Origin of the sequence: Cellulomonas sp. PS-H5 (assembly GCF_019265565.1) — a bacterium.
Classification (GTDB): Bacteria; Actinomycetota; Actinomycetes; order Actinomycetales; family Cellulomonadaceae; genus Cellulomonas.
The window spans coordinates 24,835-50,856 of sequence record NZ_JAHVCI010000003.1; the positions used below are offsets into that span (position 1 = coordinate 24,835).

29 protein-coding genes and 2 riboswitches are annotated in these 26,022 nt (G+C 75.9%); of the genes, 13 read left to right on the forward strand and 16 right to left on the reverse strand.

Translation table 11 applies throughout. The features are described from left to right. Positions 1-33: 33 nt before the first annotated feature. From J5O08_RS02480 to J5O08_RS02515, 8 genes are all read right to left on the reverse strand, one after another. On the reverse strand, positions 34-270 hold the full coding sequence (locus J5O08_RS02480) for a hypothetical protein (protein WP_147794605.1): 237 nt from the start codon (positions 268-270) through the stop codon (positions 34-36). Positions 271-521: 251 nt separating this feature from the next. After that, positions 522-2,198 carry an ABC transporter ATP-binding protein gene (locus J5O08_RS02485; RefSeq protein WP_218705273.1) on the reverse strand — a complete coding sequence of 559 codons (1,677 nt, stop codon included), beginning with the start codon at positions 2,196-2,198 and terminating at the stop codon, positions 522-524. Next, a complete protein-coding gene (locus tag J5O08_RS02490) occupies positions 2,195-2,707 on the reverse strand; it encodes a GbsR/MarR family transcriptional regulator (protein ID WP_218705274.1) in 513 nt (170 codons plus the stop codon). The genes J5O08_RS02485 and J5O08_RS02490 overlap by 4 nt, the downstream gene beginning before the upstream one ends. A 5-nt stretch (positions 2,708-2,712) precedes the next feature. Then, positions 2,713-4,149, reverse strand: a complete 1,437-nt coding sequence (locus J5O08_RS02495; protein WP_218705275.1) for a serine hydrolase — start codon at positions 4,147-4,149, stop codon at positions 2,713-2,715. A gap of 71 nt (positions 4,150-4,220) precedes the next feature. Further along, positions 4,221-5,126, reverse strand: a complete 906-nt coding sequence (locus tag J5O08_RS02500) for an ABC transporter permease (RefSeq protein ID WP_218705276.1) — start codon at positions 5,124-5,126, stop codon at positions 4,221-4,223. Continuing rightward, on the reverse strand, positions 5,119-6,045 hold the full coding sequence (locus tag J5O08_RS02505; protein ID WP_217614532.1) for an ABC transporter permease: 927 nt from the start codon (positions 6,043-6,045) through the stop codon (positions 5,119-5,121). The genes J5O08_RS02500 and J5O08_RS02505 overlap by 8 nt, the downstream gene beginning before the upstream one ends. After that, on the reverse strand, positions 6,042-7,442 hold the full coding sequence (locus J5O08_RS02510) for a M14 family zinc carboxypeptidase (RefSeq protein WP_218705277.1): 1,401 nt from the start codon (positions 7,440-7,442) through the stop codon (positions 6,042-6,044). Before J5O08_RS02510 ends, J5O08_RS02505 begins: the two co-directional genes overlap by 4 nt. A gap of 52 nt (positions 7,443-7,494) precedes the next feature. Further along, a complete protein-coding gene (locus tag J5O08_RS02515) occupies positions 7,495-9,111 on the reverse strand; it encodes an ABC transporter substrate-binding protein (protein ID WP_218705278.1) in 1,617 nt (538 codons plus the stop codon). A gap of 290 nt (positions 9,112-9,401) precedes the next feature. Here J5O08_RS02515 and J5O08_RS02520 point away from each other — a divergent pair, with 290 nt between their 5' ends. Continuing rightward, entirely contained in the window at positions 9,402-10,130 is a 729-nt protein-coding gene (locus J5O08_RS02520; protein ID WP_218705279.1) for an FMN-binding negative transcriptional regulator, read from the forward strand. 73 nt (positions 10,131-10,203) lie between these two features. Then, positions 10,204-11,688 (forward strand): amidohydrolase, encoded by a 1,485-nt coding sequence (locus J5O08_RS02525; protein ID WP_218705280.1) that lies wholly within the window; start codon positions 10,204-10,206, stop codon positions 11,686-11,688. A gap of 37 nt (positions 11,689-11,725) precedes the next feature. Here the strand turns inward: J5O08_RS02525 and J5O08_RS02530 are convergent, their stop codons facing one another. Then, complete coding sequence (locus J5O08_RS02530) at positions 11,726-12,289, reverse strand: cysteine hydrolase family protein (RefSeq protein ID WP_218705281.1); 564 nt, start codon at positions 12,287-12,289, stop codon at positions 11,726-11,728. Between the two features lie 206 nt (positions 12,290-12,495). Between J5O08_RS02530 and J5O08_RS02535 the strand changes: the two genes are divergently transcribed. The 7 genes from J5O08_RS02535 to J5O08_RS02565 all read left to right on the forward strand — a co-directional run bounded on the left by J5O08_RS02535 (position 12,496) and on the right by J5O08_RS02565 (position 16,569). Continuing rightward, complete coding sequence (locus J5O08_RS02535) at positions 12,496-12,933, forward strand: hypothetical protein (protein WP_218705282.1); 438 nt, start codon at positions 12,496-12,498, stop codon at positions 12,931-12,933. Positions 12,934-13,011: 78 nt separating this feature from the next. After that, positions 13,012-13,299 carry a phosphoribosylformylglycinamidine synthase subunit PurS gene (gene purS, locus J5O08_RS02540; RefSeq protein ID WP_154729127.1) on the forward strand — a complete coding sequence of 96 codons (288 nt, stop codon included), beginning with the start codon at positions 13,012-13,014 and terminating at the stop codon, positions 13,297-13,299. After that, positions 13,299-13,994: a phosphoribosylformylglycinamidine synthase subunit PurQ gene (gene purQ / locus J5O08_RS02545; RefSeq protein ID WP_217614538.1), complete on the forward strand. Its 696-nt coding sequence runs from the start codon at positions 13,299-13,301 to the stop codon at positions 13,992-13,994. The genes purS and purQ overlap by 1 nt, the downstream gene beginning before the upstream one ends. A 377-nt stretch (positions 13,995-14,371) precedes the next feature. Then, positions 14,372-15,127 carry a hypothetical protein gene (locus tag J5O08_RS02550; protein WP_218705283.1) on the forward strand — a complete coding sequence of 252 codons (756 nt, stop codon included), beginning with the start codon at positions 14,372-14,374 and terminating at the stop codon, positions 15,125-15,127. A 209-nt stretch (positions 15,128-15,336) separates the two neighbouring features. Beyond that, positions 15,337-15,789 (forward strand): hypothetical protein, encoded by a 453-nt coding sequence (locus tag J5O08_RS02555; RefSeq protein ID WP_218705284.1) that lies wholly within the window; start codon positions 15,337-15,339, stop codon positions 15,787-15,789. 16 nt (positions 15,790-15,805) lie between these two features. Next, positions 15,806-16,057, forward strand: coding sequence for a hypothetical protein (locus J5O08_RS02560; RefSeq protein WP_218705285.1), 252 nt, complete (start codon positions 15,806-15,808; stop codon positions 16,055-16,057). A gap of 29 nt (positions 16,058-16,086) precedes the next feature. Continuing rightward, on the forward strand, positions 16,087-16,569 hold the full coding sequence (locus J5O08_RS02565) for a hypothetical protein (protein ID WP_218705286.1): 483 nt from the start codon (positions 16,087-16,089) through the stop codon (positions 16,567-16,569). Positions 16,570-16,592: 23 nt separating this feature from the next. Here J5O08_RS02565 and J5O08_RS02570 read toward each other — a convergent pair whose 3' ends face one another. Genes J5O08_RS02570 through J5O08_RS02580 form a run of 3 tightly spaced genes read right to left on the reverse strand, consistent with a single transcriptional unit; the run spans position 16,593 to position 18,474 of the window. Further along, the gene (locus tag J5O08_RS02570; RefSeq protein ID WP_218705287.1) at positions 16,593-17,846 is read right to left on the reverse strand and encodes an O-succinylhomoserine sulfhydrylase; all 1,254 of its coding nucleotides are present in this window, start codon (positions 17,844-17,846) and stop codon (positions 16,593-16,595) included. Then, positions 17,843-18,268 carry a rhodanese-like domain-containing protein gene (locus J5O08_RS02575; RefSeq protein WP_217614544.1) on the reverse strand — a complete coding sequence of 142 codons (426 nt, stop codon included), beginning with the start codon at positions 18,266-18,268 and terminating at the stop codon, positions 17,843-17,845. Before J5O08_RS02575 ends, J5O08_RS02570 begins: the two co-directional genes overlap by 4 nt. Beyond that, complete coding sequence (locus tag J5O08_RS02580) at positions 18,265-18,474, reverse strand: DUF1737 domain-containing protein (RefSeq protein WP_218705288.1); 210 nt, start codon at positions 18,472-18,474, stop codon at positions 18,265-18,267. Before J5O08_RS02580 ends, J5O08_RS02575 begins: the two co-directional genes overlap by 4 nt. Positions 18,475-18,480: 6 nt before the next feature. Beyond that, a riboswitch (SAM riboswitch) is annotated at positions 18,481-18,583 on the reverse strand. A 117-nt stretch (positions 18,584-18,700) separates the two neighbouring features. After that, positions 18,701-18,816: riboswitch (SAM riboswitch) on the forward strand. A gap of 48 nt (positions 18,817-18,864) precedes the next feature. Between J5O08_RS02580 and J5O08_RS02585 the strand changes: the two genes are divergently transcribed. Both J5O08_RS02585 and J5O08_RS02590 read left to right on the forward strand, forming a co-directional pair. Continuing rightward, positions 18,865-20,244, forward strand: a complete 1,380-nt coding sequence (locus J5O08_RS02585; RefSeq protein ID WP_218705289.1) for an aminotransferase class V-fold PLP-dependent enzyme — start codon at positions 18,865-18,867, stop codon at positions 20,242-20,244. Between the two features lie 114 nt (positions 20,245-20,358). Next, entirely contained in the window at positions 20,359-20,835 is a 477-nt protein-coding gene (locus J5O08_RS02590) for a hypothetical protein (RefSeq protein ID WP_218705291.1), read from the forward strand. An 18-nt stretch (positions 20,836-20,853) separates the two neighbouring features. Here J5O08_RS02590 and J5O08_RS02595 read toward each other — a convergent pair whose 3' ends face one another. Continuing rightward, positions 20,854-21,477, reverse strand: coding sequence for a pentapeptide repeat-containing protein (locus J5O08_RS02595; protein WP_218705293.1), 624 nt, complete (start codon positions 21,475-21,477; stop codon positions 20,854-20,856). Positions 21,478-21,553: 76 nt separating this feature from the next. Between J5O08_RS02595 and J5O08_RS02600 the strand changes: the two genes are divergently transcribed. Further along, entirely contained in the window at positions 21,554-21,967 is a 414-nt protein-coding gene (locus J5O08_RS02600; RefSeq protein WP_218705295.1) for a hypothetical protein, read from the forward strand. After that, positions 21,964-22,230, forward strand: a complete 267-nt coding sequence (locus tag J5O08_RS02605) for a hypothetical protein (RefSeq protein WP_217614548.1) — start codon at positions 21,964-21,966, stop codon at positions 22,228-22,230. Before J5O08_RS02600 ends, J5O08_RS02605 begins: the two co-directional genes overlap by 4 nt. Before the next feature lie 30 nt (positions 22,231-22,260). On the opposite strand, the gene J5O08_RS02610 is transcribed toward J5O08_RS02605, so the two are convergent. From J5O08_RS02610 to J5O08_RS02620, 3 genes are read right to left on the reverse strand one after another with little or no spacing between them, the layout of a single operon-like run. After that, the gene (locus J5O08_RS02610) at positions 22,261-23,301 is read right to left on the reverse strand and encodes a MaoC/PaaZ C-terminal domain-containing protein (protein ID WP_308281285.1); all 1,041 of its coding nucleotides are present in this window, start codon (positions 23,299-23,301) and stop codon (positions 22,261-22,263) included. After that, entirely contained in the window at positions 23,298-24,662 is a 1,365-nt protein-coding gene (locus J5O08_RS02615) for a 3-oxoacyl-ACP reductase (RefSeq protein WP_218705296.1), read from the reverse strand. Before J5O08_RS02615 ends, J5O08_RS02610 begins: the two co-directional genes overlap by 4 nt. Next, entirely contained in the window at positions 24,662-26,014 is a 1,353-nt protein-coding gene (locus tag J5O08_RS02620; protein ID WP_217614550.1) for an acetyl-CoA C-acetyltransferase, read from the reverse strand. The genes J5O08_RS02615 and J5O08_RS02620 overlap by 1 nt, the downstream gene beginning before the upstream one ends. Positions 26,015-26,022 lie beyond the last annotated feature (8 nt).

A 26,022-nucleotide genomic window follows, 5' to 3' on the forward strand; every position in this document is an offset into this window, starting at 1 on the left:
CGGCCCGGATGGGCCCGGAGCGGGTGAACGGTCCTACGCGGCGCCGTGCCAGGCCAGCGCGAGGACGACGTCCTCGGGTCGCTCCGCGTGCTCGGGCGCGGGCCCGCCGACGAAGCACTGGCAGGGTCCGTCGCGGTGCACCAGGCCGGCGTGCGGACGGGCGACGCAGGGGGTGGGGCCGACGGCGGCCCGCAGCTCGTCGAAGGGGGTCCAGGCGGCGGGCAGCCGCGTCACCGTCGCCGCCGGGCGGCCGAGGTCGTCGAGGGTCATGCGGTCCCACCTCCGTGCTCCGGACCCCCCCGGGGAGGTCCCTGCGGCGTCGGCGCGGGCCGACGTCGCCCCGCGGGCCGGGTCGGCCCGTGTGCTGCTGTCCATCGGACGGTCGCACGGGTTCCTGTGGCGTCAGGCGCATCTCGGTGGTAAAGAGCGGGTGAAAAACCACACATGTGGTCGACATCACGGGCGAATCGGGCATCCCCGAGTGGCGGGAACGACCGTGCCGTGCGTTGCGGGAGCGCTGGTCAGCCCGCCAGCCGCACCGCCCGCCGCGCCGCCTGGGCAGCGGGGTCCGGCACCGGCGCGGCCGCCAGCAGCCGCCGGGTGTAGTCGTGCTCGGGCGCCCCCAGCACCCGGCTGCGCTCGCCCACCTCGACGACCCGCCCGCGGTGCATCACCGCGACCCGGTCGGCGAGCTCGTCCACCACCGCGAGGTCGTGGCTGATGAACAGGCACGCGAAGCGGAGCCGCTGCTGGATGGACCGGAACAGCTCGAGCACGGTGGCCTGCACGGACACGTCGAGCGCGGAGGTGGGTTCGTCGGCGATCAGCAGCTCCGGGTCCAGCGACACCGCCCGGGCGATCGACACCCGCTGCCGCTGGCCGCCGGACAGCTCGTGCGGGTAGCGCGAGGCCCAGGCGGCGGGCAGCTCGACGCCGTCCAGGAGCTCGGCGACCCGCGCGGTGAGGGCGCTGCCCCGCAGGCCGGCGTGCACCCGGAGCGGCTCGGCCACGGACTCGCCGATCGTGTACCGCGGGTTGAGCGAGGCGGCCGGGTTCTGGAACACGACGCCGATCCGCGTGCGGGCCGCCCGCACGGCGCGCGGGGTGTCCCGCCCGAGCCGGGTGCCGACGACCTCGACGGTCCCGGACGTGAGCGGCGCGAGCCCGAGGGCGCACCGGCCGAGCGTCGACTTCCCCGAGCCCGACTCGCCGACCAGGGCCAGCATCTCGCCGGGCTGCACCCGCAGCGTGACGTCGTCGACGGCCCGGACGACGCGGCCCCTCCGGTTCCGGTACTCGACGACCAGGTTCTCGACGTTGAGCGCGGGCCGCTCGGCGGCGTCGGTGCCGGCCGGGCGCTCGTCGGCGCCGATCCGCGGCACGGCGTCCAGGAGGGTGCGCGTGTAGGCCGCGGCGGGGGAGTCGAACAGGTCGGCGACGTCGGCCGTCTCCACGACCTCGCCGTGCCGCATGACGACCACCCGGTCCGCCAGGTCGGCGACCACGCCCATGTCGTGCGTGATGAGCACGACGGCCGCCGAGGTGCGGGCACGCAGCCGGCGCAGGACGTCGAGGACCTCCTGCTGCACGGTGACGTCGAGCGCGGTGGTCGGCTCGTCGGCGATCAGCACCTCGGGATCGCAGGCGAGCGCCATCGCGATCATCACCCGCTGCGCCTGCCCGCCGGACAGCTGGTGCGGGTAGAACTTGAGCCGGTCCTCGGGGTCGGGCAGCTCGACCATCCGCAGCAGCTCGACGGCGCGGGCGCGGGCCTCGTCCCGGGACAGGCCGGGCAGGTGCCGGCGCAGGGTCTCGCGGAGCTGGAACCCGATGGTGAACACCGGGTCCAGCGCGTTCGACGGGTCCTGGAAGATCATCGCGACCCGGCGCCCCCGGATGTCGGACAGCGCCCGGTCGTCCAGGCCGACCAGCTCCAGGTCCCCGAGCCGCGCGCTGCCGGTGACCCGCGCGGTGCCGGGCAGCAGGCCGAGCACCGCGAGCGAGGACACGGACTTGCCGGAGCCGGACTCGCCGACGACGGCCAGCACCTCGCCGGCGTGCAGGTCGAACGAGACGCCGCGGACGGCGTGCACGTCGGGGCTCCGCCCGCGGTCGACGCGGAACGTGACGGTCAGGTCGCGCACGGACAGCACGGGGGCGGCGGCCGTGGCCGCGCCGGGGGTCGGGTCGGTGGTCACGGTTCTCCAGTCCCGGCCTGCGCGTCGCGGTAGGCCTCCCAGTCGGCGAGCATCTTGCGGTGGTACCCCGCGAGCCACTCCATGTAGTTGCGGGCGTTGCGCAGCCGGCGCTCCGGCCCCTCCGCGGGGCCGCCGGTGAGGGCCGCGTCGAGGACCCGCTGCAGCCGCGGCAGGTAGTTCCGCTCGCTCGCCAGCCAGCGCCCCCAGATGTCGTCCTCGACGCGGAAGTAGTGGTTCCGGTCGCCGCCGATCGCGTGCCGCTGGATGAACCCCACCTCCACGAGCCGCCGGGTCGCGGTGGACACCGCACCGGCGCTCGCGGTGAGCAGCTGCGCGATCTGCTGGGACGACAGGTAGGGGCGGTCGGCGATCATCAGCAGCCCGACCACGCGACCCTCCATGCGGGCGCTGTTCGTGCCCTCCCAGGTCAGCGCGAACTGCTCGATCCACGCCAGCTGCTCCGGCGTCATCGTGAGGTCGGCGGCCGATGCTGCGTCGTCGCTGGTCATGCGGGTCAGCCTAGGGACGCCGGGACCGGCGCACCGGCGTCCCGGCGGCGGGTCATCCCGGTGCGCCGGCGGCGGAACTCGTCGAGGGGCCAGGAGGTCATCCCGTTGCGCACGGCGGCGATGCTCCCGTCCGCCGCGCGCTCGACGACCACGTCCTCGCCCGCCGACCCGAAGCCCGGCTGCCGGGTCGTGCCGAGCACGTCGCGCCCGCGCACGTGCAGCTCGTCGTACGCGGCCACCGGGTCCGGCGCGGCGGGGTGCAGCAGCAGGAGCCGGCCGCCGAGCTCGGCGATGTCGGTGATCCCCCACAGGGCGCCGAACCGGCCGGTGTACTCGGCGAGCGGCCGGGCGTCCGCCGCGGGCTCGGGCGCGTCCGCGGGCGGGTTCAGCGCGAGGTCGATCAGCTTGATGAGGCCGACGGCGATCGGGTCGGCCGGGCCGTCGATCGCGTTGGTGAGGACGCTGACGACCAGCCGCTTCTCCGGGTCGATGTAGGTGCGCGTGATGTGGCCCGGGTACCCGCCGGAGTGCCCGACGATCTCCCGGTCGCCGATGGTGTGCAGGTCCAGGCCGATGCCGTACCGCCCGACCTCCTTGCCGTGCACCTTCACCACCGACTCCTGGCGGTGCAGCAGCCGCTTGCCGCCGTCGGACAGCAGGGACTCGTCGCCGTAGAAGTGCGCGGCCCCGAACGCCGTCATGTCCCGGGCGGTGGAGTAGAGGCCGGTGGCGGCGGCGAGCGCGCGGGTGTCGACGTGCTCGATGGTCTCCCGGCGGTCGTCGGCGTCGAGGAGGGCGGTGTGGCCCGCGGCGTACCGCGCGGCCAGCGCCTCGTCGTACTCGGCGCCGGTGTCGGCCATGCCGAGCGGGTCGAGCACCGCGGCGCGCAGGTGGTCGCGGAACGGCTGGCCGGTCACGGACTCCACGACCAGGCCGAGGATCCCGTACCCGTAGTTGGAGTACTTGAAGTGCTCGTTCGCGCCGTAGACCTCGCCGGCCTCGCGCAGCTCCGCCAGCAGGGTCGGCTCGTCCGGGAAAGGACCGTCGAGCTGCCAGAAGTCGCCGCGCTCGCCGTCGCGGATCACGCCGGCCTGGTGGCCGAGCAGCTCGCGGACGGTGCGGGACCCGAGCGGGGACCCCGCCAGCCCGGCGACGTGCGTCCCGACGGTGTCGTCCAGCCGGAGCCGGCCGGCCTCGACCAGCCGCATCACCGCGGTCGCGGTGAACGACTTGGAGTGCGAGGCGATCCGGAACAGGTGGTCGGTGCGCAGCGGCTCGCCCGTGGTGACGTCGGCGGTGCCCCACGCGTGCTCGAGCACGACCTCGTCCCCGGACCGGATCGCCACCTGGACGCCGACGGCGCGGCGGAACGCGCCCTGGAGGTCGACCCACGACGCGAGGTAGGGGGCGGCGGCGCGGAGGGTGGCGGTCGTGTCGGACATGCGGTGGGCCTCTCGGGACGGTGCGGGGTGGTGCCAGGGGTGGTGCGAGGTGCGGTGCGGGCGGCGCGGCGTCAGCCGCGGCCCTTCGGGTCGAGGACGTCCCGCAGGACGTCGCCGAGCGTGATCATCGCGAGGACGGTCACGGTCAGGAAGATGCTCGGGAACAGCAGCATGTGCGGGGACGTCTGGAAGTAGGTCTGCGCGCTGGACAGCTGCAGCCCCCAGGAGATCGACGGGGCGCGCAGGCCCAGGCCGAGGAACGTGAGCGTCGACTCGGAGACGATGACGCCGCCGACCATCGTGGTGGCCACGGCGAGCACCGGGCCGATCGAGTTGGGCAGCACGTACCGCGCGATGATCCGCCGGTCCCGCAGGCCCATCGCCTTGGCCGCCTCGACGTACGGGGCGTCGCGGACGGCGCGGACGGAGCCGCGGACGAGCCGCGCCATGGTCGGCCAGGAGAACAGCGCGAGCACCAGGGCGACCGTGACGGCGGACCGGGTGCCGATCGAGGTGAGCACCACGACCGCGCCGAGCAGGAACGGGAAGCCGAGGAAGACGTCGGTCAGCCGGGCGATCAGCCGGTCGGCGATCCCGCCGTAGAACCCCGCGGCGGTGCCGACCACCAGGGCGACCAGCAGGGCCACGGCGGTCGCGAGCACGCCGACGGTCAGCGAGGCCTGGGTGCCGTAGATGACGTTGGCGTACACGTCGCAGCCCTGCACGTCGGTGCCGAACACGTGCTCGCCGCCCGGGCGCAGCGCGCTGTCGGACAGGTTGCAGGCCCGCGGGTCGGGCTGGCCGAACCAGCCGGCGAACCAGGACGGGGCGACGGCGATCAGCAGCAGCACGCCGAGCACCCCGGCGCACAGCCAGAACAGCGGGCGGCGGCGCAGCGTGCGCCAGACGCCGCGCGGCGCCGCGGGGGCGTCCGCGTCGACCTCGGTGGCCGCGGTCGCGGTGAGGGTGTCACTCATGGCGGATCCTCGGGTCGAGCACCGACGACAGCAGGTCCACGACCAGGTTCGTCAGCAGGAAGATGATGATCAGCGCGGTGGAGACGCCGACGACGGTCGGCCCCTCGTGCGCGCGGATCGCCTGGAACAGCAGCTGGCCGACGCCCGGCAGGTTGAACACGCCCTCCACGACGACGGTGCCGCCGAGCAGGTAGCCGAGGTCGATGGCCAGGAAGGTCAGCACCGGGATCGCGGAGTTCCGCATCACGTGCACGCCGACGACCTGCCGCTCCCGCAGGCCCTTGGCCCGCAGGGTCCGCACGAAGTCGGACTGCAGCGTGTCGACCACCGAGCCGCGCATGAGCCGGGTGACCGAGGCGAGGCCGAACACGGCGATGACGGCCGCGGGCAGCAGGTAGGAGGTCGGCCAGCCGTCGCTCGTCCCCGCGACCGGGAACCAGCCGAGCCGCACGCCGAGCACGAGCTGCGCGGTCACCGCGACCACGAACACCGGGATGCTGGTCGCGAGGATGGTGCCGGCCAGGACGAACCGGTCGCCGGCGCGGCCGCGGCGCAGGCCCGCGAACAGGCCGAGCAGCACGCCGAGGACGACCTCGATGCCCCACGCGGTCAGCGCCAGGGTGATCGTGACCGGCCACCGGGACTCCATGCGCCCCGCGACCGACTGGCCGCTGAAGTTGGTGCCGAGGTCGCCGGTGAACAGGCCGCCCAGGTACCGGGCGTACTGCTGGAGCACGGGCTCGTCCAGGTGGTACCGGGACCGCAGCTCGGCGACGACGTTGTCCGGCAGCGGCCGGTCGCCACCGAGGGACCGGATCGGGTCGCCGGGCAGCGCGAACACCATGAGGTAGATGACCAGCGTGACGCCGAGGAACACGATCAGGAGCTCGACGGCGCGGCGCACCGCGTACCGGCTCACGACGCGCCGCCCGCGGTCCGCGCCGCCAGCACCTGCGACATCGCCAGCGTGGCGCCGTACTGCACGCCGACCAGCTGCTCGACCGGCAGCACGGTCAGCCCCGTGAGCGAGTCCGCCTCCGCGACCCAGCCGTCGTAGACCTCGCGCGCCCGGTCGGCGACCCGCCGGACCCGCGCCGTGGCGATCCCGGCGTGGACCTCCGCGTCGAGCGCCCGCAGCAGCATGCCCCCGAACCGCAGCCGGAAGCACCGGACGACGTCCTCGTTGCTGAACACCTCGGCCGCGGTGGCGGCGCGGCGCAGCTCCGGGCGCTCGGCCCGCAGCAGCTCGGCGCGGCCGCCCTCGCCCATCATCGGCACGAACGCCTCGCTCGCCCGCAGGAACGGCGATCGCAGCGTGAGGTCGGGCCGGGCGTCCTCGAGCAGGCCGGTCAGCGTCGCGCCGAGGTCGACGAGCTCCTCGCCCTTGGCGCGCACCACGTCGGCGTAGTCCGCCGAGGTCGGGGTGGTGTCGTCGGCGAGCGGGTGCGACCAGTACGGCAGCTCCGCGACCAGCGAGACGGTGCCGTGCCGGCGCGCGTAGGCGCTGGAGGACTCGCCGCCGACCATCGTCGCCGCGGCCAGGCCCAGCGACTCGAGGTAGTCGTACTCCTCGCGGGTGCTGGACATGTGGAACACCGCGGGGGCGATCGACCGGATCGACGGGGACTCCGGCTCGCCGACGTCGAGCGGCAGGCCGAGCGTGCGGGGGACGGCGTGCAGCGCGTCGACGGCCCCCGGCACCTCCTCGGACAGGTAGTAGTAGACGCCGCCGAGCTCCGCGTTGTGCAGGCTGACCATGAGCTCCGGCCGCACGTCGTCGATCACGCGCATGAGCGCCTGGGTCTCGGGGATGACGTCGTCGAAGTACGCGTCCTTGTAGGCGAACGGGAACGTCCACTCGACCTGCTCGGACGGCGCGGGCCGGTAGAACCGCCGGGAGTACGCGGTGCGGTCGGACGGGTCGGCGAACCAGGACTCGTTCAGCCGGGTGCCGTCCGGGTCGATGCACGGGACCAGGTGCCAGGTGGCGCCGGACCGCGCGAGCAGGTCGGGGTCGGCCACCAGCTCCGAGGCGAGGTGCTGGAGCGTCCGGAACCCGATCGGCTCGTTCGGGTGCACGCCCGCGAACAGCAGGTGCGACCGCGGCCCGGAGCCGACCGAGAACATCGGGATCGGCTCGCCGAGGCGGGAGGTGCCGATCCGCCGCTCGGTGACGAGCCGCGGGTGGTCGGCCGCGAGCGTGCCGAACCAGGCCAGCAGCTCGTCGACCGGGGGGAAGCCGGACATCGGGGGGACCCGGCGGGCCCGCTCGAGGACGTCCTCGAGCGAGCCCGCCGGGAGGGTGCCCTGGCTCATGTCGGGGCCCCCGCGGAATCGGGAGCGCAGCGAGCGATTTCGTGGGGCGTGATCATGCGCCCTCGGCGAGGACGACCTGGGTGTACGTCGGGTTGCCGACCGCCGACGTGGGCAGCTCGGCCACCCGGTCGGACACCACGTAGGAGTAGGTCTCGAAGAACAGCGGCGGGGCCGGGAAGTCCTCGAGGATCCGCTCGTGCACGGCCGCGTAGGCCTCGGCCGCGGCGTCCGCGTCCACCTCGGCGTCGGCGGCCGCGATCAGGTCGGTCACCTCGGGCTCGTAGTACGGGATGCAGTTCGGGCAGCCGCCGCCCTCGACGTAGAACGCCCGGAGGGTGTTCTGCTGGCTCGGGTACAGCGCGCCCCACCGGGAGAAGAACGGCCCGGCGATGTCGCCCGCGGTCCGCTTGTCGGCGAACTCGGCCCAGTCGGTGCTCGGGGTCGCGACCGCGTCCACGCCCAGGTTCTGCCGGAGCTGGTTGGCGATGGCCGTGTACAGCTCGTCCAGGCCGGACCCGCCCGGGAAGTAGATGTCGATCGTGCCGTCGAACCCGCCGGCCTCCTCGAGCAGGGCCTTGGCGCCCTCGGGGTCGTACTCGCAGTACTCCGCGCAGATGCCCTCGGGCGTGCCGGCCTCGACGGCCGGGGTCAGCGCGGTGGCCGGCGTGAACAGGCCGCCGTAGATGACGTCGTTGATCGTGTCCCGGTCGATCGCCATCGAGATCGCCTGGCGCACCCGGACGTCCGAGTAGCGCGCGTCCCACAGCGGCAGGCCGAGGTAGGAGATGCCCGCGGCCTCGAAGGTGTAGAGCCGGTCGCCGAAGTCGGCCGAGGCCTGGGTCTGGCGCGCCACCGGGACGCCCGCGACGTCGATGTTGCCGGCCTGCACGTCGGTGTAGGCGGTGGTGGTGTCGGTGTACGGCACGAACGTGATCGCGTCGACCGTCGGGGCGGGGCCCTGGTAGTCGGCGTACGCCGTGACGGTCATCTCCTCGTTCTCGGCGTAGTCCGTCTCGACCTCGAACGGGCCGTTGCCGACCGGGTGCACGTTGTACGCGTCGAAGTCGTCGAACGCGGACTCCGGCATCGGGTAGAACGCCGTCTGCGCCTGGCTGAGCTGCATGGGGAACTGGCCGTCGGGGCCGGTGAGCGTGACGGTGAACGTGGTGTCGTCGACCACCTGCAGGCCGGACATCTCGGTGGTCGTCGGCTCGCCCTCGGCGGGGTTGAGGTCGGCGTAGCCCACGACGTTCGCGAGCTGGCCGGAGTTCTCCCACGCGTTCGGGCCGTAGGCCACCGCGTTCCAGGCGTCCACGTAGGACTGCGCCGTCACCGGCGTCCCGTCGTGGAAGGTCCAGCCGTCCTTCAGCGTGATCGTCCAGGTGGTGCCGTCCTCCGACTCGACGGAGTCGGCCGCCACGTACGTCAGCTCGCCGGCGTCGTCGATCCAGGTCAGCGGGGCCCAGACGGCCATGTTGAAGTCGAAGGCGATCGACTGGCGGCCGGGGATCAGCTGGATCGGGTCGGTCACGGCGACGCGGATCGCGCCGCCTCCCGAGCCCGTCGCGCTGGTGTCGGCGGAGTCGTCACCACCGCCGCCGGAGCAGGCGGCCAGGGCGAGCGCCAGCACGGCGGCACCGGCCGCGAGCCGGATCCGGGTCGTTCTCATGGGTCCTCCACTGCAGGGGGAGCGGCGGCAGGGGCCGCCGGGGCGGGGGAGTGCACGGGGAGCGGGGTCGGCGGCTCTGCCGGGTGGCCGGTCGCGCGGCGTCGGGGGTGGGACGGCGCGGGCCGGGGGCCGGGTCTGCGCCCGGCGGCGGTGCCGGACAGTCAACCCCGGGACCCCGTGGTGGAGTCAATAGCCGGGATGCTGAGAGTTCAGTAGGCAATGAAAGTTTTACGTGCGTGACACAGGGCGTGGGTGCCGCCCGAGGGGTGCGTGGTGGTTCGATGGGCCGCGTGATCCACACGACGGACTACGTGCTGACCGACGAGGGGCGCGTACGCGACCTGGTGCGGGCCCACGGGTGGGCGACGCTCGTCTCCGTGACCGACGACGGACCGGTGGCCTCGCACGTGCCGGTGCTGCTGGCCGAGGACGTGACGCTGCCGTCCGGCGCGGCCGGGGACGCGACGGCCCCCGCTGCGCGGCCTGCCCGGGATGCGCACGGCCTGCCCGACCGGTTCACGGTGCCGTCGGCGCCGCTCGCGGTGCTCAGCCACCTGGGCCGGCCCGACGAGCTGCTGCACCAGGTCGGGTCCGGCCGGGAGCACCTGCTGGTCGTCGAGGGTCCGTACGGCTACGTGTCGCCCGGCTGGTACGGCTACGCCCCGGCGGTGCCCACCTGGAACTACCTCGCCGTGCACCTGTACGGCACGCTCGAGCTGCTCGACGCCGAGGACTCCTACGCCGTCATGGGCGCGACCGTCGACCGGTACGAGGCGCCGATGCCCGACCCGGTCCGGATGCCCGACGTCGAGGGCTACGCCCGCCGGATCGCGCCCGGCGCCGTCGGGTTCCGGCTGTCGGTGACCCGGTGGCAGGGCAAGGCCAAGCTCAGCCAGGACAAGCCGCGCGCCGTCGCCGAGCGCGTGGTCGAGCACCTGGGGACCGACCCGCACTACGCCGACCCGGCGCTCGCGGCCGAGATGCGGGCCGAGCTCGACCGCCGCCCGGACTGGACCTGATGCGCGGTTGACCCGCGCATGACCCCGGGCCGGCGCCGGTGCCGGCCCTCATCCCGAACGGAGACCCACCGCCGTGAGCACCGCACCGCTCGTCCTGACCCACGCCCGCCTGGTGGGTGCCGCCCGCACCGTCGACGTGCTGCTGCGGGACGGCCGGGTGCACGCCGTCGGGCCGGACCTCGGGCGCGGGGCCGGCGCGGGCGTCGAGCAGGTCGACCTCGGCGGTCGCACCGTCATGCCGGGCCTCTGGGACGCGCACACCCACATGACGCAGTGGGCGCTCGCCCGGCAGCGGCTCGACGTCTCGGCCGCGACCTCCGCGGCGCACGCGATCCGGATCGTGCTCGACCGGCTCGCCGCGCGGCCGCTCACCCCGGGCACCGCGCTGGTCGGCTACGGGTTCCGCGACGGGCTGTGGCCGGACGCCCCCACCGCGGAGCTGCTCGACGCCGCGGTCGGCGACGTGCCGGTGATCCTGGTGTCCGGCGACCTGCACTGCGCCTGGTTCAGCACCGCCGGCCTGCGGTACGCGGGCGTGCCCGCTCACCCGACCGGGCTGCTGCGCGAGGCCGAGTGGCTGCCGCTGACCAGCGTCGTCGACCACGTGCGGGACGACGTCGCCGACGAGTGGGTGGCCGAGGCGTCCCGGGCGGCCGCCGCGCGGGGCGTGGTGGGCGTGGTCGAGCTCGAGATCACCGAGAACCTCACGCCGTGGCGCCGCCGGATCGCCGCGGGCAACGACGCGCTCCGGGTCCGCGCGGGCGTCTGGGAGCCGTACCTGGACCGCGTGCTGGCCGAGGAGCTGCGCTCCGGCGACGTGGTCGTCGGCACCGGCGGGCTGCTCCAGCAGGGCCCGCTCAAGGTGGTGACGGACGGGTCGCTGAACACCCGCACCGCGTTCTGCCACGACCCGTACCCCGGCCTGTCCGGCGCCGACGCGCACGGCGTGCTGTCCGTGCCACCCGAGCACCTGGTCCCGCTCATGGCGCACGCGACCCGCAAGGGTCTGACCTGTGCGATCCACGCGATCGGCGACCACGCGAACACCCTGGCCCTGGACGCGTTCGCCGCGTCCGGCGCCCGCGGGTCCGTCGAGCACGCCCAGCTGCTCACCGACGCCGACGTGGCGCGGTTCGCCGCGCTCGGCGTGGTGGCCTCCGTGCAGCCCGAGCACGCCATGGACGACCGTGACGTCGCCGACCGGCACTGGGCCGGCCGCACCGGGCGGGCGTTCGCGCTGGCCTCGCTCGCCGCCGCGGGCGTCGAGCTGGTGCTCGGCTCGGACGCGCCGGTCGCCCCGCTGGACCCGTGGGTCGCGGTGTCCGCGGCCGTCGAGCGGACCCGGGACGGGCGCGAGCCGTGGCACCCGGAGCAGCGGCTCGACCTGCTCACCGCGCTGCGGTCGTCGGTGGACGGGCAGCCGCTGACGCTCGCGGTCGGGGCGCCGGCCGACCTGGCGGTGCTGGACGCCGACCCGCTGTCCGCGGGGGCGCCGCTGCGCGAGATGCCGGTCGCGGGCACGCTGCTCGGCGGGCGCTGGACGCACCGGGCGTTCTGACGACGGCCGGGTCCGGCCGCCCGGGCGGACCCGGCCCTCAGGCCGCGGCGACCACCTCCGCCGCCCGCACCACCCGGGCGAACCCGCCGCCGTGCAGGCTGGTGGCCGTCGCGCGGGTCAGGTCCTCCGCGGACAGCACCGCGCCGTCGGGGCCCGCGAGGTCGAAGGTGTGCGCGGCGTCGATCGGCAGCAGCACGTCGTAGCCGAGGTTCCCGGCCATCCGCGCGGTGGTCTCGACGCACATGTTGGTCTGGATGCCGCAGAGCACGAGCTGCCGGATCCCGGCGCCGGTCAGCCACGCGTGCAGGTCCGGCTCGCCGTAGAACGCCGAGTTCACCGACTTCGTGACGTGCAGCGCGGGCTCGACGTCGGCGACGACGGGCTTGAGGTCGTAGCCGGGCGTGCCGGCGTGCAGGGGCGGCGAGGTCCGGGAGGCGTGCTGCACGACCACGACCGGGCGGCCGGTGCGCCGCCACGCGTCGACGAGGGCGCCGATGTTCCGCTCGGCGTCGGGGTTGTCGCGCCGGCCCCAGAAGGCGGCGTCGTCGAAGCCCTGCTGCACGTCGATCACGACCAGGGCGGCGTCGGGGGAGAGGTCCATGGGGGGAATCGTGCTGGTCCTCCGGCTCGGTCCGACAGGGGTGCGGGCGCCGATCTCCGTCGATCCCCTGCCACGGCACGTGCCTGGGTGACGCCCACCCACCCGGACGGCGTCGACCGATCGGGTGGTCCGCCCCACGGGGGTGGGTGCTACCACCCAGACGTCCCAGGACACGCGGGCTACCGGGTCGTAACGTCCCCGCACATATGCACTCTGACCTGCACGTCCTCGCCCCCCACGGCATCGGCGGCCGCACCGCGCTCGGGTACCACCCCCGGGACGGCCGCCCCGTCGCGTGCTGGGTCGTGCACCCGACCCGCCGCGAGCCCGGGGTCGTGCCGCGGCTCGAGCGGTACGCCGCCGCGCTGGGCCTGTCCGGAACCGACGCCGCCGCGCTGCGCGAGGTCGACGACTACCGCGCGTCGCTCACCGCCGCCGGCGGCTGGGCGACGCTCTGGGTCGGGGACGAGACCGAGCTCGCGGCCGAGCACGACGACGCCTGGCTGGACGCGCTGCTCGACCGCGGCTGGGCCGTGGTCGTCGTCGGGTACTCCACCGACCTCGCCACCTCGGACAACCCGGCGATCATGGCCTACCTGACCGGCGGCGGGAACGCGCACGTCGGGGTGGTCCGCGCCGCCTGACGGACGCGCGCGCGGAGGCACCCCGCGGGATCGGTACGCTGTGACCATCCCCACCGCCGCGAACCAGGGAGCTCACCCGTGGGACGAGTCGTCGTCGATGTGATGCCCAAGCCGGAGATCCTCGACCCGCAGGGCAAGGCCGTCGCCGGGGCGCTGCCGCGGCTCGGGTTCGGCCAGTTCACCTCCGTTCGCCAGGGCAAGCGGTTCGAGCTCGAGGTCGACGGCCCGGTCACCCCCGAGGTGCTGGCCGCCGCCGCCGAGGCCGCGACCCAGGTGCTGTCGAACCCGGTGATCGAGGACGTCGTCCGCGTGGCCGACTCCGAGGCCGACGCGGCCGGGACCGTGCTGTCCGAGGGCCTGGCCTGATGACCAAGATCGGCGTCGTCACCTTCCCGGGCACCCTGGACGACCGCGACGCCGCGCGCGCCGTGCGCCTCGCCGGGGCCGAGCCCGTCGCGCTCTGGCACGCCGACGCGGACCTGCGCGGCGTCGACGCCGTGGTCCTGCCCGGCGGGTTCTCCTACGGCGACTACCTGCGCGCCGGCGCGATCAGCCGGTTCGCGCCCGTGATGGGCGAGGTCGTCGAGGCCGCCGGCAAGGGCATGCCCGTGCTCGGCATCTGCAACGGCTTCCAGGTCCTCACCGAGGCGCACCTGCTGCCCGGCTCGATGATCAAGAACGACCACCTGCACTTCGTCTGCCGCGAGCAGGTGCTGTCCGTCGAGCGCGCCGACACCGCCTGGACGAGCGAGTACGCCGCGGGCGAGCGGATCACGATCCCGCTCAAGAACCAGGACGGCCAGTACGTCGCCGACGAGCACACCCTCGACGAGCTCGAGGGCGAGGGCCGGGTCGTGTTCCGCTACGAGGACGTGAACCCGAACGGGTCGCGGCGCGGGATCGCCGGCATCAGCAACGCGCGCGGCAACGTCGTCGGCCTCATGCCGCACCCCGAGCACGCCGTCGAGGCGGGCTTCGGCCCGGACGGCGCCCGCGGCCCGCGCTCCGGCACGGACGGCCTGCGGTTCTTCACCTCGGTGATGCGCGCGCTCGTCTCCTGACCCGGACGCTCGGCGCCCCGGACCCCGCGGGTCCGGGGCGCTCGCGCGTCCCCGCGGCTCCGCGCCGCCGGCTGCGGCCGTCGAGCGTCGAGCGAGTATCCGACGCGTCGAGCGAGTAGTCAGCGGATACTCGCTCGACGCGTCGAGTGCACGCTCGCGGTCGGCTTTCGGGTCGTGGGCGGCGGCCGTCGGGTCGCGGCCGGGTCGCGTCACGTGCGCCCGGGATGTGGACACGGTGCTGCCTCGTCCGGCGGGGCGCGGTTAGGCTGCCCGCGTGTTCCTGAGCCGGGTGTGTTGTCGCTGAGCTGACACCCTCGCGCGCCCGCGGCCGGACGGCCCTCGCCGCGCACCCGCCTCACCCCGAGGACACCACCCCCATGGCTCAGCCCGTGCTGGACCGCGCGCTCGCGGTCGCCACCCGTCACGTCCCCGCCGCCGCCCGCCGCGTCGTCCCGACCCGCCGCGCGCCCGCCACCCCGGACCTCGCGCCCGCCCCGGCGCACGCCGCCCCGGCCCTGGCCCCCGGTCGCGCCCCGGTGTCCCCGCTCCGGGCACCCGCGGATCCTCGCGACGCCGCCCGATCCCTCGGCGCACAGCGCGAGAGTCGGGTGGGGACCAGCGCCCCGACGGCGGCGGACCAGCTCGCACCGGACGCGGAGCGCGCGCCGGTCGTGCACGTCGGCGCCCCGGCCTACGGCGTGCGGACCGTCGAGGCCCGGCCGGAGTCGGAGTCGGGGATCGCCGTGGCCGCCCGCACCGCCGACGTCATCCGGCTCGGCTTCTCCGTCGCGGTGCCCTCCGTCGGGGCGCTCGCCCGGGTGGCCGCCCTCGTCGAGGACGCCCTCGCCGAGGTCGGCCGCGACCGGTCCGCGGTCCGGGTGCTGCTCGACCTGGAGGTCGTGCTCGCCGGTGACGAGCGCACCGCCCGCCGGAAGAGGTCGCACCTGGAGTACCTCGACGCCCTCGCCGGGCTGTCGTGGGCGCCCGCCGACACCCGCGTCGTCACGACCGCGGACCGGCTCGTCGCCGAGGTCGGCGAGGTCGCCCGGCGCGCGGGCGTCGACGGCGTGGTCCTGCACCCCCTGGCCGGCGGCGCCGAGGTCGAGGCGGAGCTCCGCGCGCTGGTGGCCTGACCTCCGGCGCCCCGACCCCGACCGACTCCGATCGACCCCGACGGTGGAAGGTTGTGACGGACGCGCCGCCGGCGTGTCCGTCACAACCTTCCACCGTCGCACCGGCACCAGCACCCGCACCGACCCGGGGCCCGGGCGAGGGCCCGACCCGGGAGGTCCGGCTCGGAGGCCGTCGGCCGTGACCGTGGCTGTCGGTACGGTGGGCTCCCATGACGCGGGTGTGGCACTGGTCGGTCCTGGGCGTGCTGCTGCTGGCCGTGTGGCTGGTCGCGCTCACGGGGACCGGCGACCCCGACGCCCGCGCCGGGTTCCTCGGGTACGCGGTGCTGATCCTCCTGCTGGGCGCGGTGCCGGCCGCGCTGCTGGGCGGCCTGGTCGGCGCCGGGGTGCTGGCCGTCGCGCGCCGCCTGCCGCCGGCCGGTGACCCCCGCCGCCCCCGGGCCCGGGTCGTCGCCGTCGCGGTCACCGGGGTGGGGTCGACCCTCCTGGGCGCGGTCCTCGCCACCGGCGGAGTCGCGGTGGCGTTCGCGCCCGCGGTGCTCGGGTGGTCGGCGCTGCTCGTCGGCCTGCCGCTGACCCTCGCGGCGGCGACCGCGTGGGCGCGCTGGCGCCCGGAGCAGGACCGCCCCCGCCGTCCGGCGCCCGAGGGCACCTACCCCTGACTCCCGGGGGTCCGACGTGCGGGGACGCCGGGATCCCGGCACCCTCGGTCCCCTGCTGAACGGCTGGCCGCTCGTCGTCATCGGCGTCGTCGTGGCGGTCGCCGGCCTGGCCGGGGTGCTCGGACGCCTCGACCGCACGCGGTTCGCGCTGGACAGGCGCGACGGCGAGCCGACCCGGCGCCGGCACGTGCTCCTGCAGCGGCTCGGCGGGGGGATGTTCGTGCTGGTCGGTGTCGGTTTCGTGATCGCCGGGGCGAACGATCTCTGACGGCCGGGCCGCGTCCGTAGCCTCGGCGCGTGACGAGGCTCCGGCACTGGGCGCTGCTGGGCGTCGTGCTGCCGCTGTGGCTCGCGGTGGTGCGCGCCGCGGGGGTCCTGGGCTGGCACCTCGGCCTTGCGGACTGGCTCGTGCTCGTGGCCTTCTGGACGGCGATCACCCTGGTGCCGGTCCTGGTGCCCTGCCTCGCCGTCGCGCTGCTGGTCGGGGCCGGCGTGCTGGCCGTGGGCCGGCGTCTGCCGCCACCCGGGTCCCGGGCCCGTACGGTCGTCGTGGCGGCGGGCACGCTCGCGGTCGCCGCCGTGGCGACCGTCGCCGGGGCGTGGCCGCAGGTGGTGTTCGCGGCGCCGTTCGAGCAGGTCCCCGTCGCGCGGGCGGTGGCCGCCGCGGTAGCCTCCGGCGCGCCGCTGGTGGCGGCCGCGGTCGTCGCGTGGCGGCGCAGCGACCGCATCACGCCGCTGCCCCCGCTGCCGAGCCCGTGGGAGGACGACCCGGCGACGTGACCGCCGTCGGGCCGCCCTCGCCGTCAGCCGCCCAGCGTGCCCAGGGCCCGCTCCAGGTCGTCGGCCAGGTCGTCGACGTCCTCCAGCCCCACGGACAGCCGTACCGTCGACTCCGCGATGCCGACCGCCGCGCGCCCGTCCGGGCCGAGCTTGCGGTGCGTCGTCGTCGCCGGGTGGGTGACCAGCGACTTCGCGTCGCCGAGGTTGTTCGAGATGTCCACGACCCGCAGCGCGTCCAGCACGCCGAACGTCAGCGCCTTGGCCTCCGCGGGCGTCGACCCCTCCGGCACCCGCAGGTCGAGCGTCACCACCGTGCCGCCGCCCGACTGCTGCGCGAGCGCGAGGGCGTGCTGCGGGTGCGACGGCAGGTACGGGTACCGGACCTGCGCGATCGCCGGATGCCCCTCCAGCCGGGTCGCGAGCTCCAGCGCGGACGCCGTCTGGTGCCGGACGCGCAGCGACAGCGTCTCCAGGCCCTTGAGCAGCACCCACGCGTTGAACGCCGACAGCGACGGCCCGGTGTTCCGGATCAGCGTCTGCACCGGCCCGTGCACGAACGCGTCGGTGCCGAGGATGGCCCCGCCGAGCACCCGTCCCTGGCCGTCGATGTGCTTGGTCGCCGAGTACACGACCACGTCGGCGCCGAAGTCGAGCGGCCGGGACAGCACGGGCGTCGCGAACACGTTGTCCACGACGACGACCGCGCCCGCGGCGTGCGCGAGCCGGCTGACCGTGGCGATGTCGACCAGGTCCTGCATCGGGTTGGACGGCGTCTCGAAGAACACCACGTCCGCGGGCGTCGACAGGGCCTCCTCCCACTGCGCGGGCACGTGGCCGTCGACGTAGTCGGTGCGCACGCCCCACTTCGCGAGGATCTCGTCGAAGATCACCACCGACGACCCGAACAGCGCGCGCGCCGCGACGACCCGCGAGCCCGACCGGACGAGCGCGGCGAGCGCGGTGAACACCGCCGACATGCCGGACGCCGTGGCGTAGCAGGCCTCGGCGCCCTCGAGCAGCCGGAGCCGCTCCTCGAACGTCGACACCGTCGGGTTGCCGTACCGCGAGTACAGGAACCGGTCGGCCTCGCCCGCGAACGCCGCCTCGGCGTCGGCGGCGCGCGAGTAGACGTAGCCCTGCGTGAGGAACAGCGCCTCGGACGTCTCCTGGAACGGCGTGCGGACGTGGCCGCCGCGCACGGCGAGCGTGTCCGGGCGCAGGGACTCCCGGGGGAGCCGCTCGTCCCGCCAGTCCGCCGGTCCGGGACCCGCGCTCACGCCTCCCGCCACGGCAGGCCCGCCGCGCGCCAGCCCTGGTGGCCCCGGCGGCCGTCGGGGCCGACGTCGCCCTCGAAACCGGTGAGCACGTTGTACGCCGGGCCGAGGCCCGCGGCGGTCGCGGTGACCGCGGCGGCGACGGAGCGCACGCCCGACCGGCACAGGAACACCACGGGGCGCGGGTCGTCGGCGGTCACGCCGGCGGCGGCCAGGCCGTCGAGGAACGCCGGGTTGGGCCGGCCGAACGCGTCGGTCCACTCGACGAACGCCGTGCGGCCCTCGCCGGCGTCGGCGGTGTCCGGGACGCCGATGGTCTGCCACTCGCCCTCGGTGCGGACGTCCACGAGGACGGCGCGCTCGTCGGTCAGCAGCAGGTCCCAGGCCTCCTGCGGGGTGAGGTCACCCGCGTACGGCGCGGTCACAGCGGGCGCACCGGGTTGCCGGGGGCGGCCGCGGCGGGCAGCACGACGGCCTGGGCGACGATCACCCGCTCCCCGTCGAAGGTGGCGGCAGGCCCGCCGTGGAGCTCGTAGCCCTCGGCCAGGGCGGCGCTGACCCGCTCGCAGAACGAGCGGTCGTCGGGCCCCGTCAGCAGGCGGTAGCGCAGGCGGTCGTCGGTGTCGGTCATGCCTCTCCTCCATCGGATCTGGCGGAAGCACCCTCGGCCGGCCCCGGTGGGGGTCCGCGGGTTGCTGCGGCGTCGACGAGCCAGATCTCTCGGCCGCTCTGGATGGTGCGGCGATGCTACGCCATCGCCCGGACCAGGATGACCGCCCGGCCGCGCCCGGGTGAACCCGTGTCGCACCGTGGACCACGGTTGACACCTGCGCGCGGCCCGCCTCATCCTCGGACGAGGTCATGAGCGCCAGCGCGAAGCCCCGGCTCGCTGGCCGGCAACCCTCCCTCCGCGGCGGGGTGCCCCGGGTGACGACCTGGCCGTCCACCGACCGGTGGCCGGCAAGCGCGGGGTCGCCCGGTCGGCGACCGGGCCCCCACCGATCCGCTCGGGGGTAGTCCCATGTCCGTCACCGCCACCACCTCGTGTGCCGAGGCCGCCCTGCTGCCCGTCGTCGGCGGGGACACGCGCGTCCCGCTGGTCGACGGCCGGTCCGTGCCGTACGCGAACCTCGACTACGCCGCGTCCGCGCCGGCGCTCGAGTCCGTGGCCGCCCGCGTCGTCGAGGTGCTGCCGCTGTACGCGTCGGTGCACCGCGGCGCCGGCTACCTGTCCCAGGTGTCGACGGCGCTGTACGAGGCGTCCCGCGCCACGGTCGCCCGGTTCGTGGGCGCGCGCCCCGACGACGTCGCGGTCATCACCCGGAACACGACCGACGCCCTGAACCTGCTGGCCGGCTGCGTCCCCGACGGCGGCCGGGTGCTCGTCCTGGACGTCGAGCACCACGCGAACCTGCTGCCGTGGGTCCGGTCGGTCCGCGGCTCCGGCCGCACGGCGACGATCCTGCCGTCGGCGCCGACCGTGGCCGAGACGCTGACGGCGCTGCGCACCGAGCTCGCCCGCCAGCCGTACGCGCTCGTCACGCTGACCGGGGCGTCGAACGTCACGGGCGAGGCGCTGCCGATCGCCTCGGTGGTCGCCCTCGCGCAGGAGGCCGGCGCCCGCGTCGCCGTCGACGGCGCGCAGCTCGTGCCGCACCGGGCGTTCTCGCTCGCGGCCAGCGGCGTCGACTACGTCGCCTTCTCCGGGCACAAGACCTACGCGCCGTTCGGCGCGGGCGCCCTGGTGGGCCGGCGCGACTGGCTCGACGCCGGCACGCCGTACCTGGCCGGCGGCGGCGCCGTCCGCGACGTGCGCACCGACCGGACGCTGTGGCAGCCGGCGCCCGCGCGGCACGAGGGCGGGTCGCCCAACGTGCTCGGCGCCGTCGCGCTGGCCGAGGCGTGCGACGCCCTCGCCGCCCTGCCTGCCGGGGCCCTGGTCGAGCACGAGCGCACGCTGCGCGAGCGCCTGGTCGACGGGCTGGCGGCGATCCCGGGGGCCCGGGTGCTGCGGCTGTGGTCCGACTCGACGGACCCGGTCGGCGTGGTCGCGTTCACGCTCGGCGACCACGACTCCGGCCTCGTGGCCGCCTACCTGTCCGCCGAGCACGGCATCGGCGTCCGGGACGGCCGGTTCTGCGCCCACCCGCTGCTGGCCCGGGTCGGCGTGACGGGCGGGGCGATCCGCGCCTCCGTCGGGGTCGGGACGACCACGGAGACGGTCGACCGGCTGCTCGCCGGGCTGCACGCGTACGTCACCGAGGGTCCCGCGGCGTCCTACGAGGTCGTCGACGACTGCTGGACGGTGGCGGACGACACCCGGCCCCGGCCCGCCGTGACCGGCATCGACGCGATCGCGGCGACCGCCGCGGCGGCCTGCGGGCCGGCCGTCGAGGACTGAGACCCCGGCGCCGGGCGGCCCGCGCAGGGGGCGGGTCGTCGGCGCCGGTTTCGGGGTTCCTCCGAGCCGGGACCCCGTGGTGCACTGACCGCGGGGTGCCGGGAGGACGGAGCGGTGAGCGAGGTCGTGGAGACGCCGTACGCGGCGCTGGACCGGGCGCGGGCCCGTCGGCGCCGGAGGTGGCGCCGGGTCGGGCTGGTGACGGCGATGGCGGTGCTCGTGGTCGGCGCGGGCGCCGCGGCCGTCGGATACCCCCGGTGGCAGGCGTGGGATCAGCGCGAGCAGCGCCTCGTCGACGCGGGCGTCGCCGACCAGCAGAGTGCCTGGTCGGAGATCGGCGACGCGCTCCGGTCGGGGCGGGAGGTGCTGCTGGACGCGGGGGCGCGGACCGACGACCACGCGGCGCGGGACGCGCTCGCCGGCCTGCTGGAGGAGGCGACCACCCTGGACGCGATGACGATCCCGGTCAACGGGTCGCGAGCGGAGCAGGGGGCCGAGGCGCACGCGCGCGCGGCGGTCGTGCGCGAGCACGCGGCCCGGATCCGCGCGGCCGCAGCCGCGCTCTCGGCGTCGGTCGGGCCCGCGGGATGACGGCGTGCCGGCGCGGCATCACCGCACCGCGACCCCGAGGTGCGCCGCCAGCGCGCCCGCCAGGTCGAGCAGCTGTGCCTGGCTGATCGTCGCGCCCTTCAGGCCGGCGGTGCCGTCGATGCCCGCGAGCTCCGCGCCGCGCAGGTCGACGTCCTTCAGCTGCGCCCGGGTCAGGTCCAGCCGCCCGACCCGGCAGTCCTCCAGCCGGACCCGCGCCGCACGGACGCCCGCGAGGTCGAGGTCGCCGATGGTGCAGCCGACCAGGCGGACGTCCTGCAGCCGGGCGTCGCGCAGGTTGAGGTAGTCGATCTTGCCGCCCTCGACCGTCACCCGGTCCCAGGAGCCGCCGAACGCCTCGAGCGCGCCGAGCCGGCAGCCCTCGAGCGTGACGTCGCGCCACGTGCCCGAGCGCGCGCGGAGCATCCCCGCCCGGCACTCGGCGAGCGTGGTGTCGACGAGGTGGGCGTGGTCGAGCTCCGCCCCGTCCAGGTCGCACCCCCGGAGCAGGCACTCGATGAACCGGGCGCTCTCCGCGTCGGCGCCGGCGAGGTCGAGGCCGTCGAGCAGGAGGCGGTCGTAGTCGCCCTCGGGCTCGACAGGGCCGGGGTACGGGTCGAGGAGGTCGGTGCGCGGGGCGGGCATGGGTCCAGCCTCGCACCCCGAACCCGGGCTGTGGACGACGGTCGATCGGGGTCCCGGGGCCTCTAGCGTGGTCGGCATGGCGGCGGGAGCGGCGGTGACGCAGGCGGCGCCGGCGCTCGGGACGGCCGAGTGGCTGGCGGAGTTCCTGCTGTCCCCGGGGCCGGCGGCGCTGGCGGCCGTGCTCGCCGCGGTGCTGGGTCTTGCCGCGGCGCAGGCACGGATCCGCGCCGACCGGGCAGCGGCTGTGGCGACGAGGAGGCACACCGCGTGGCTCGCGTCACGGGAACGCGAGGGCCAGGAGCGGGACCGTCGCCGGGCGCAGTGGTGGGAGTCGTACACCTGGGTGGTGGAGCGCCTGGACGGCACCGAGGACGAGGCCCTCGGCCCGGTGCTCAAGGCGCTGGCCGCGGCCGCAGATGACCCTGTGCGGTCGGCGCTCGCGACAGTAACGTGGGAGCAGATCACCGAGCCGGAGGGAGCGGGACGATGACCCCCGACCAGCAGCGGTCGAGCAGCGGCGGCCGCCGCCCGGTGAGCCCGGAGTTCGCCGCGGAGGCACGCGAGTACGTCCGGCGGCTGTCGGAGGGCGGCGACCTGTGGCAGCAGGCCGTGGACCGTGACCGCGAGCGACGCGAGCGGCTGGAGGAGGCGACTCGGCACGAGATGGAGATGGAGCGGTTCTGGACCGCCGAGTACGAGCGCCTCACCCGCGGCGGCCCGATCCGGCGGATGCTCCGCGCCCTGTTCACCTAGGCACCCCGCACCCGCCGGACCGCGCCGGCCTCACCCTCGCCCCCGCACCTCCGCCGTCAGGTGCGGCTTCCGGCGCTTCGCGTCCCACGCCGTCACCGACCACGCCGCGTTCCCCGTCGCCGCGACCCGTACCACCGGCGTCGACGGCAGCAGGACCGGCGACGCGAACTCCACGTCCCAGTCGTACGCCTCCCCGCGCCGGGCGCCGACCGCGGCGAGCGCCCGCGCGGCGGTGAGCATCCCGTGCGCGATGGCCCGCGGGAACCCGAGCGCCCGCGCGGTCAGCGGGTGCAGGTGGATGGGGTTGGCGTCGCCCGACACGGCGGCGTACCGGCGGCCCGCCCCGGCGTCGAACGCCCACCGACCGGTGGGCACGGGCGCGACGAACTCCGGGCGGGCGCCGTCCTCCGGCTCCGGCCCGGGCACCCGGACCCCCGGCGCCAGGTAGGTCGACACCCCGCGCCAGGCCGGCGGCTCGTCGGCGGCGGCGCCCGCGCGGCGCACCTCGGCGACCAGCTCGACCTGCGCGCCCTTGCGGTGCGGCCGCAGGTCCTCCGCCCAGGACCGGATGTCCAGGGTGTCCCCGACCCGCAGCGGCGAGCGCTGCTCGACCCGGTTGGCGAGGTGCACGATGCCGAGCGGCGGCATCGGGAAGTCCGGCCGGACGATCAGGGCGATGCCGACCGGGAACGCGAGGACGTGCACGAAGCCCGCGGGCAGCACGTCCGTCGCAGGCTCGCCGACGAGGTGCTGGTAGGCGGTGAGCCGCGCCGGGTCGGGGACGACGCCGCCGAGCCGGTGCTCGACGGGCGGCAGCGCCGGGGCGGTGCGCGGGCTCTCGGCGTCCGGACCTCCGGGGATTCCCGGCACCCCGCCCAGCACCCGTCGCACCGGCCCGCCGACCGCCGCGCGCCCCGAGGCCAGCCCGGCGCGCGCGTACAGCCCGCCGAGCCCGGGCGACTCCGCGAGCGTCAGCACCCGGCGCCCGGCGGCCCCGCCCGCCCCAGCGGCCCCCGGAGCCCCCGGCCCGCCCGGCTCTGCGTCCCGCTCCCGCGCCTCGACCGCCGTCACCGGCCCACCATGCTCTGCCCGCACACGCGCAGCACCTGCCCGACGACCCCGCCCGCCTGCGGCGACGCGAGGAACGCCACGGCCTCCGCCACGTCCACCGGCAGCCCGCCCTGCTGGAGCGACGACAGCCGGCGCGCGACCTGCCGGGTGAGGGCCGGCATCCGCGCGGTCATCTCGGTCTCGATGAACCCGGGGGCGACCGCGTTGGCGGTGCCGCCGAACGCGGCGAGCAGCGGCGCGGTGGCCTGCACCATGCCGATGACCCCGCCCTTGGACGCGGCGTAGTTGCTCTGCCCGCGGTTGCCCGCGATGCCCGACGTCGACGCGAGCGACACGATGCGCGGCGCGTCGGCGAAGTCGCCCGAGGTCAGCAGGGCCTCGTTGATCCGGAGCTGCGCGGCGATGTTCACCGCGATCACCGACTCCCAGCGGTCGGGCGTCATGTTGGCGAGCAGCTTGTCCCGCGTGATGCCGGCGTTGTGCACCATGACGTCGAGCCGCCCGTGCCGCCCGAGCGCGTGCTCCAGGATCCGGGCGCCGGCGTCGTCCGCGGTGACGTCGAGCTGCAGCGCCGTGCCGCGCACCCGGTTGGCGACGGCCGCCAGCGCCTCGCCCGCGGCGGGCACGTCGACGGCCACGACCGTGGCGCCGTCCCGCGCGAGCGTGGTCGCGATGGCCTCGCCGATCCCGCGGGCGGCGCCGGTCACGACGGCGACCCGGCCCTCCAGCGGCCGCTCCCAGTCGGCGGGCAGCGCGCCGGCCGCGGAGTCGACCGGGAGCAGCTGGCCGTCCACGTAGGCCGACCGGGCGGACAGCAGGAACCGGAGCGCGCCGAGGACGGCGGGCGCGGTGACCGGCACGTCGTCGGCCAGGACCACGCCGTTGCCGGTGGCCCCGGCGCGGAGCTCCTTCGCGATCGACCGCAGCGCGCCGTCGACGCCCTGCCGCGCGGCGGCGAGCGCGGGCGCCTGGTCGGGCGTGGCGCCCCGGGACACGGTGACGACGCGGCCGCCCGGCGCGAGCGTCTTGAGCACCGGCGCGAGCGCCAGCAGGGGCTCGGCCAGGTCCCGCGGGTGCGCGACCTCGGTCAGGGCGAGGACGACGGCCGCGAACCGGGTGCCCTCGCCGGCGTGCCGGCGCACGTCCAGGTCCCACCCCTTGTGCTCGGGCGAGGTGCCGGCCAGGAACTGCGCGAGCGTGTCGGCGTCGCCGCCCTCGCCGAGGACCAGCACCGGGCCGTCGACGAGCGGGGTGCCCGCGCGGTACCGGCGCAGCCGCGCGGGACGGGGGAGGCCGAGCTGCTTCGCGACCTTGGCGGTGAACCCGCTGTTCACCAGGTCCAGGTAGGTGTCGGTCGCCATCACACCGCCTCCAGGATCGCCGCGACCCCCAGGCCGCCCGCGGCGCACACGGACACCAGGGCGCGGACCGGCCGGTCCTCGCCGGCGGCGAGCAGCTCGGCGCGGCGCCGGTGCAGCGTCTTGGCGACCGTCGCCACGATCCGGCCGCCGGTCGCGGCGAACGGGTGCCCGGCCGCCAGCGAGGAGCCGTGCACGTTGAGGCGCTCGCGGTCGACGGTGCCGAGCGCGTCGTCCAGGCCGAGGCGGGACAGGCAGAACTCCTTGTCCTCCCAGGCCGCCAGCGTGGTGAGCAGCGTGGACGCGAAGGCCTCGTGGATCTCCACGTAGTCGAGGTCGCCGAGCCCGAGGCCCTGCCGGGCGAGCAGCCGCGGCACCGCGTACACCGGCGCCATCAGCAGCCCGTCCTCGCCGTGCACGAAGTCGACGGCGGCGGTCTCGGCGTCGACCACGGCGGCGAGCGGGGTCAGCCCCCGGGCGTGCGCCCAGTCCTCGGACGCGAGCAGCACCGCGGACGCGCCGTCGGTGAGCGGCGTCGAGTTGCCGGCGGTCATCGTCGCCGGGGTGTCGAGCCGGGTGCCGAACACCGGCTTCAGCTTCCCGAGCTTCTCCAGCGAGGTGTCCGCGCGCAGGTTCTGGTCGCGGACGAGGCCGCGGTACGGGGTGACGAGGTCGTCGAAGAAGCCGTCCTCGTAGGCGGCGGCGAGGCGCTGGTGGCTGGCGAGCGCGACCTCGTCCTGCGCCTGCCGGGAGATGCCCCACTGCGCGGTGGTGAGCGCCTGGTGCTCGCCCATCGACAGGCCGGTGCGCGGCTCGTCGGTGCGCGGCGTCGCCGGCTTGAGGTCGCCGGGCCGGAGCGCCGACGCCGCCTTGAGCCGCTGCGGGACCGTCTTCGCCCGGGCCAGGGTGAGCAGCGTCCGGCGCAGGCCCTCGCTGACCGCGATCGGCACGTCCGACGCGGAGTCGACGCCGCCCGCGACGCCCGACTCGACCTGGCCGAGCCGGATCTTGTTGGCGATCGACACGACCGCCTCGAGCCCGGTCGCGCACGCCTGCTGCAGGTCGTACGCCGGGGTGCGCGCCGACAGCGGCGAGCCGAGCACGGCCTCGCGGGTGAGGTTGAAGTCGCGGCTGTGCTTGAGCACGGCGCCGGCGACGACCTCGCCCAGCACCTCGTCCTGCAGCCCGTACCGGGCGACGAGCCCGTCGAGCGCGGCCGTGAGCATGTCGAGGTTGCTCACCCGCGCGTACGGCCCGCCGGCCCGCGCGAACGGGATCCGGTTGCCGCCGACCACCACGGCGCGCGTGCCGCCGGTCGTCGTGGCTGCCGTGGGTGAGCTGGGGGTCGCTGCCATCGGGGTCC

Coding starts and splice junctions, on each gene's coding strand:
- J5O08_RS02595 (WP_218705293.1), bottom strand. CDS start 21,477: ATGCCCGCCCCGCGCACCGACCTCCTCGACCCGTACCCCGGCCCTGTC.
- J5O08_RS02495 (WP_218705275.1), bottom strand. CDS start 4,149: ATGTCCGACACGACCGCCACCCTCCGCGCCGCCGCCCCCTACCTCGCG.
- J5O08_RS02605 (WP_217614548.1), top strand. CDS start 21,964: ATGACCCCCGACCAGCAGCGGTCGAGCAGCGGCGGCCGCCGCCCGGTG.
- J5O08_RS02535 (WP_218705282.1), top strand. CDS start 12,496: ATGCACTCTGACCTGCACGTCCTCGCCCCCCACGGCATCGGCGGCCGC.
- J5O08_RS02620 (WP_217614550.1), bottom strand. CDS start 26,014: ATGGCAGCGACCCCCAGCTCACCCACGGCAGCCACGACGACCGGCGGC.
- J5O08_RS02615 (WP_218705296.1), bottom strand. CDS start 24,662: ATGGCGACCGACACCTACCTGGACCTGGTGAACAGCGGGTTCACCGCC.
- J5O08_RS02515 (WP_218705278.1), bottom strand. CDS start 9,111: ATGAGAACGACCCGGATCCGGCTCGCGGCCGGTGCCGCCGTGCTGGCG.
- purQ (WP_217614538.1), top strand. CDS start 13,299: ATGACCAAGATCGGCGTCGTCACCTTCCCGGGCACCCTGGACGACCGC.
- J5O08_RS02585 (WP_218705289.1), top strand. CDS start 18,865: ATGTCCGTCACCGCCACCACCTCGTGTGCCGAGGCCGCCCTGCTGCCC.
- J5O08_RS02600 (WP_218705295.1), top strand. CDS start 21,554: ATGGCGGCGGGAGCGGCGGTGACGCAGGCGGCGCCGGCGCTCGGGACG.
- J5O08_RS02550 (WP_218705283.1), top strand. CDS start 14,372: ATGGCTCAGCCCGTGCTGGACCGCGCGCTCGCGGTCGCCACCCGTCAC.
- J5O08_RS02555 (WP_218705284.1), top strand. CDS start 15,337: ATGACGCGGGTGTGGCACTGGTCGGTCCTGGGCGTGCTGCTGCTGGCC.
- J5O08_RS02480 (WP_147794605.1), bottom strand. CDS start 270: ATGACCCTCGACGACCTCGGCCGCCCGGCGGCGACGGTGACGCGGCTG.
- J5O08_RS02580 (WP_218705288.1), bottom strand. CDS start 18,474: ATGACCGACACCGACGACCGCCTGCGCTACCGCCTGCTGACGGGGCCC.
- J5O08_RS02500 (WP_218705276.1), bottom strand. CDS start 5,126: ATGAGTGACACCCTCACCGCGACCGCGGCCACCGAGGTCGACGCGGAC.
- J5O08_RS02490 (WP_218705274.1), bottom strand. CDS start 2,707: ATGACCAGCGACGACGCAGCATCGGCCGCCGACCTCACGATGACGCCG.
- J5O08_RS02510 (WP_218705277.1), bottom strand. CDS start 7,442: ATGAGCCAGGGCACCCTCCCGGCGGGCTCGCTCGAGGACGTCCTCGAG.
- J5O08_RS02530 (WP_218705281.1), bottom strand. CDS start 12,289: ATGGACCTCTCCCCCGACGCCGCCCTGGTCGTGATCGACGTGCAGCAG.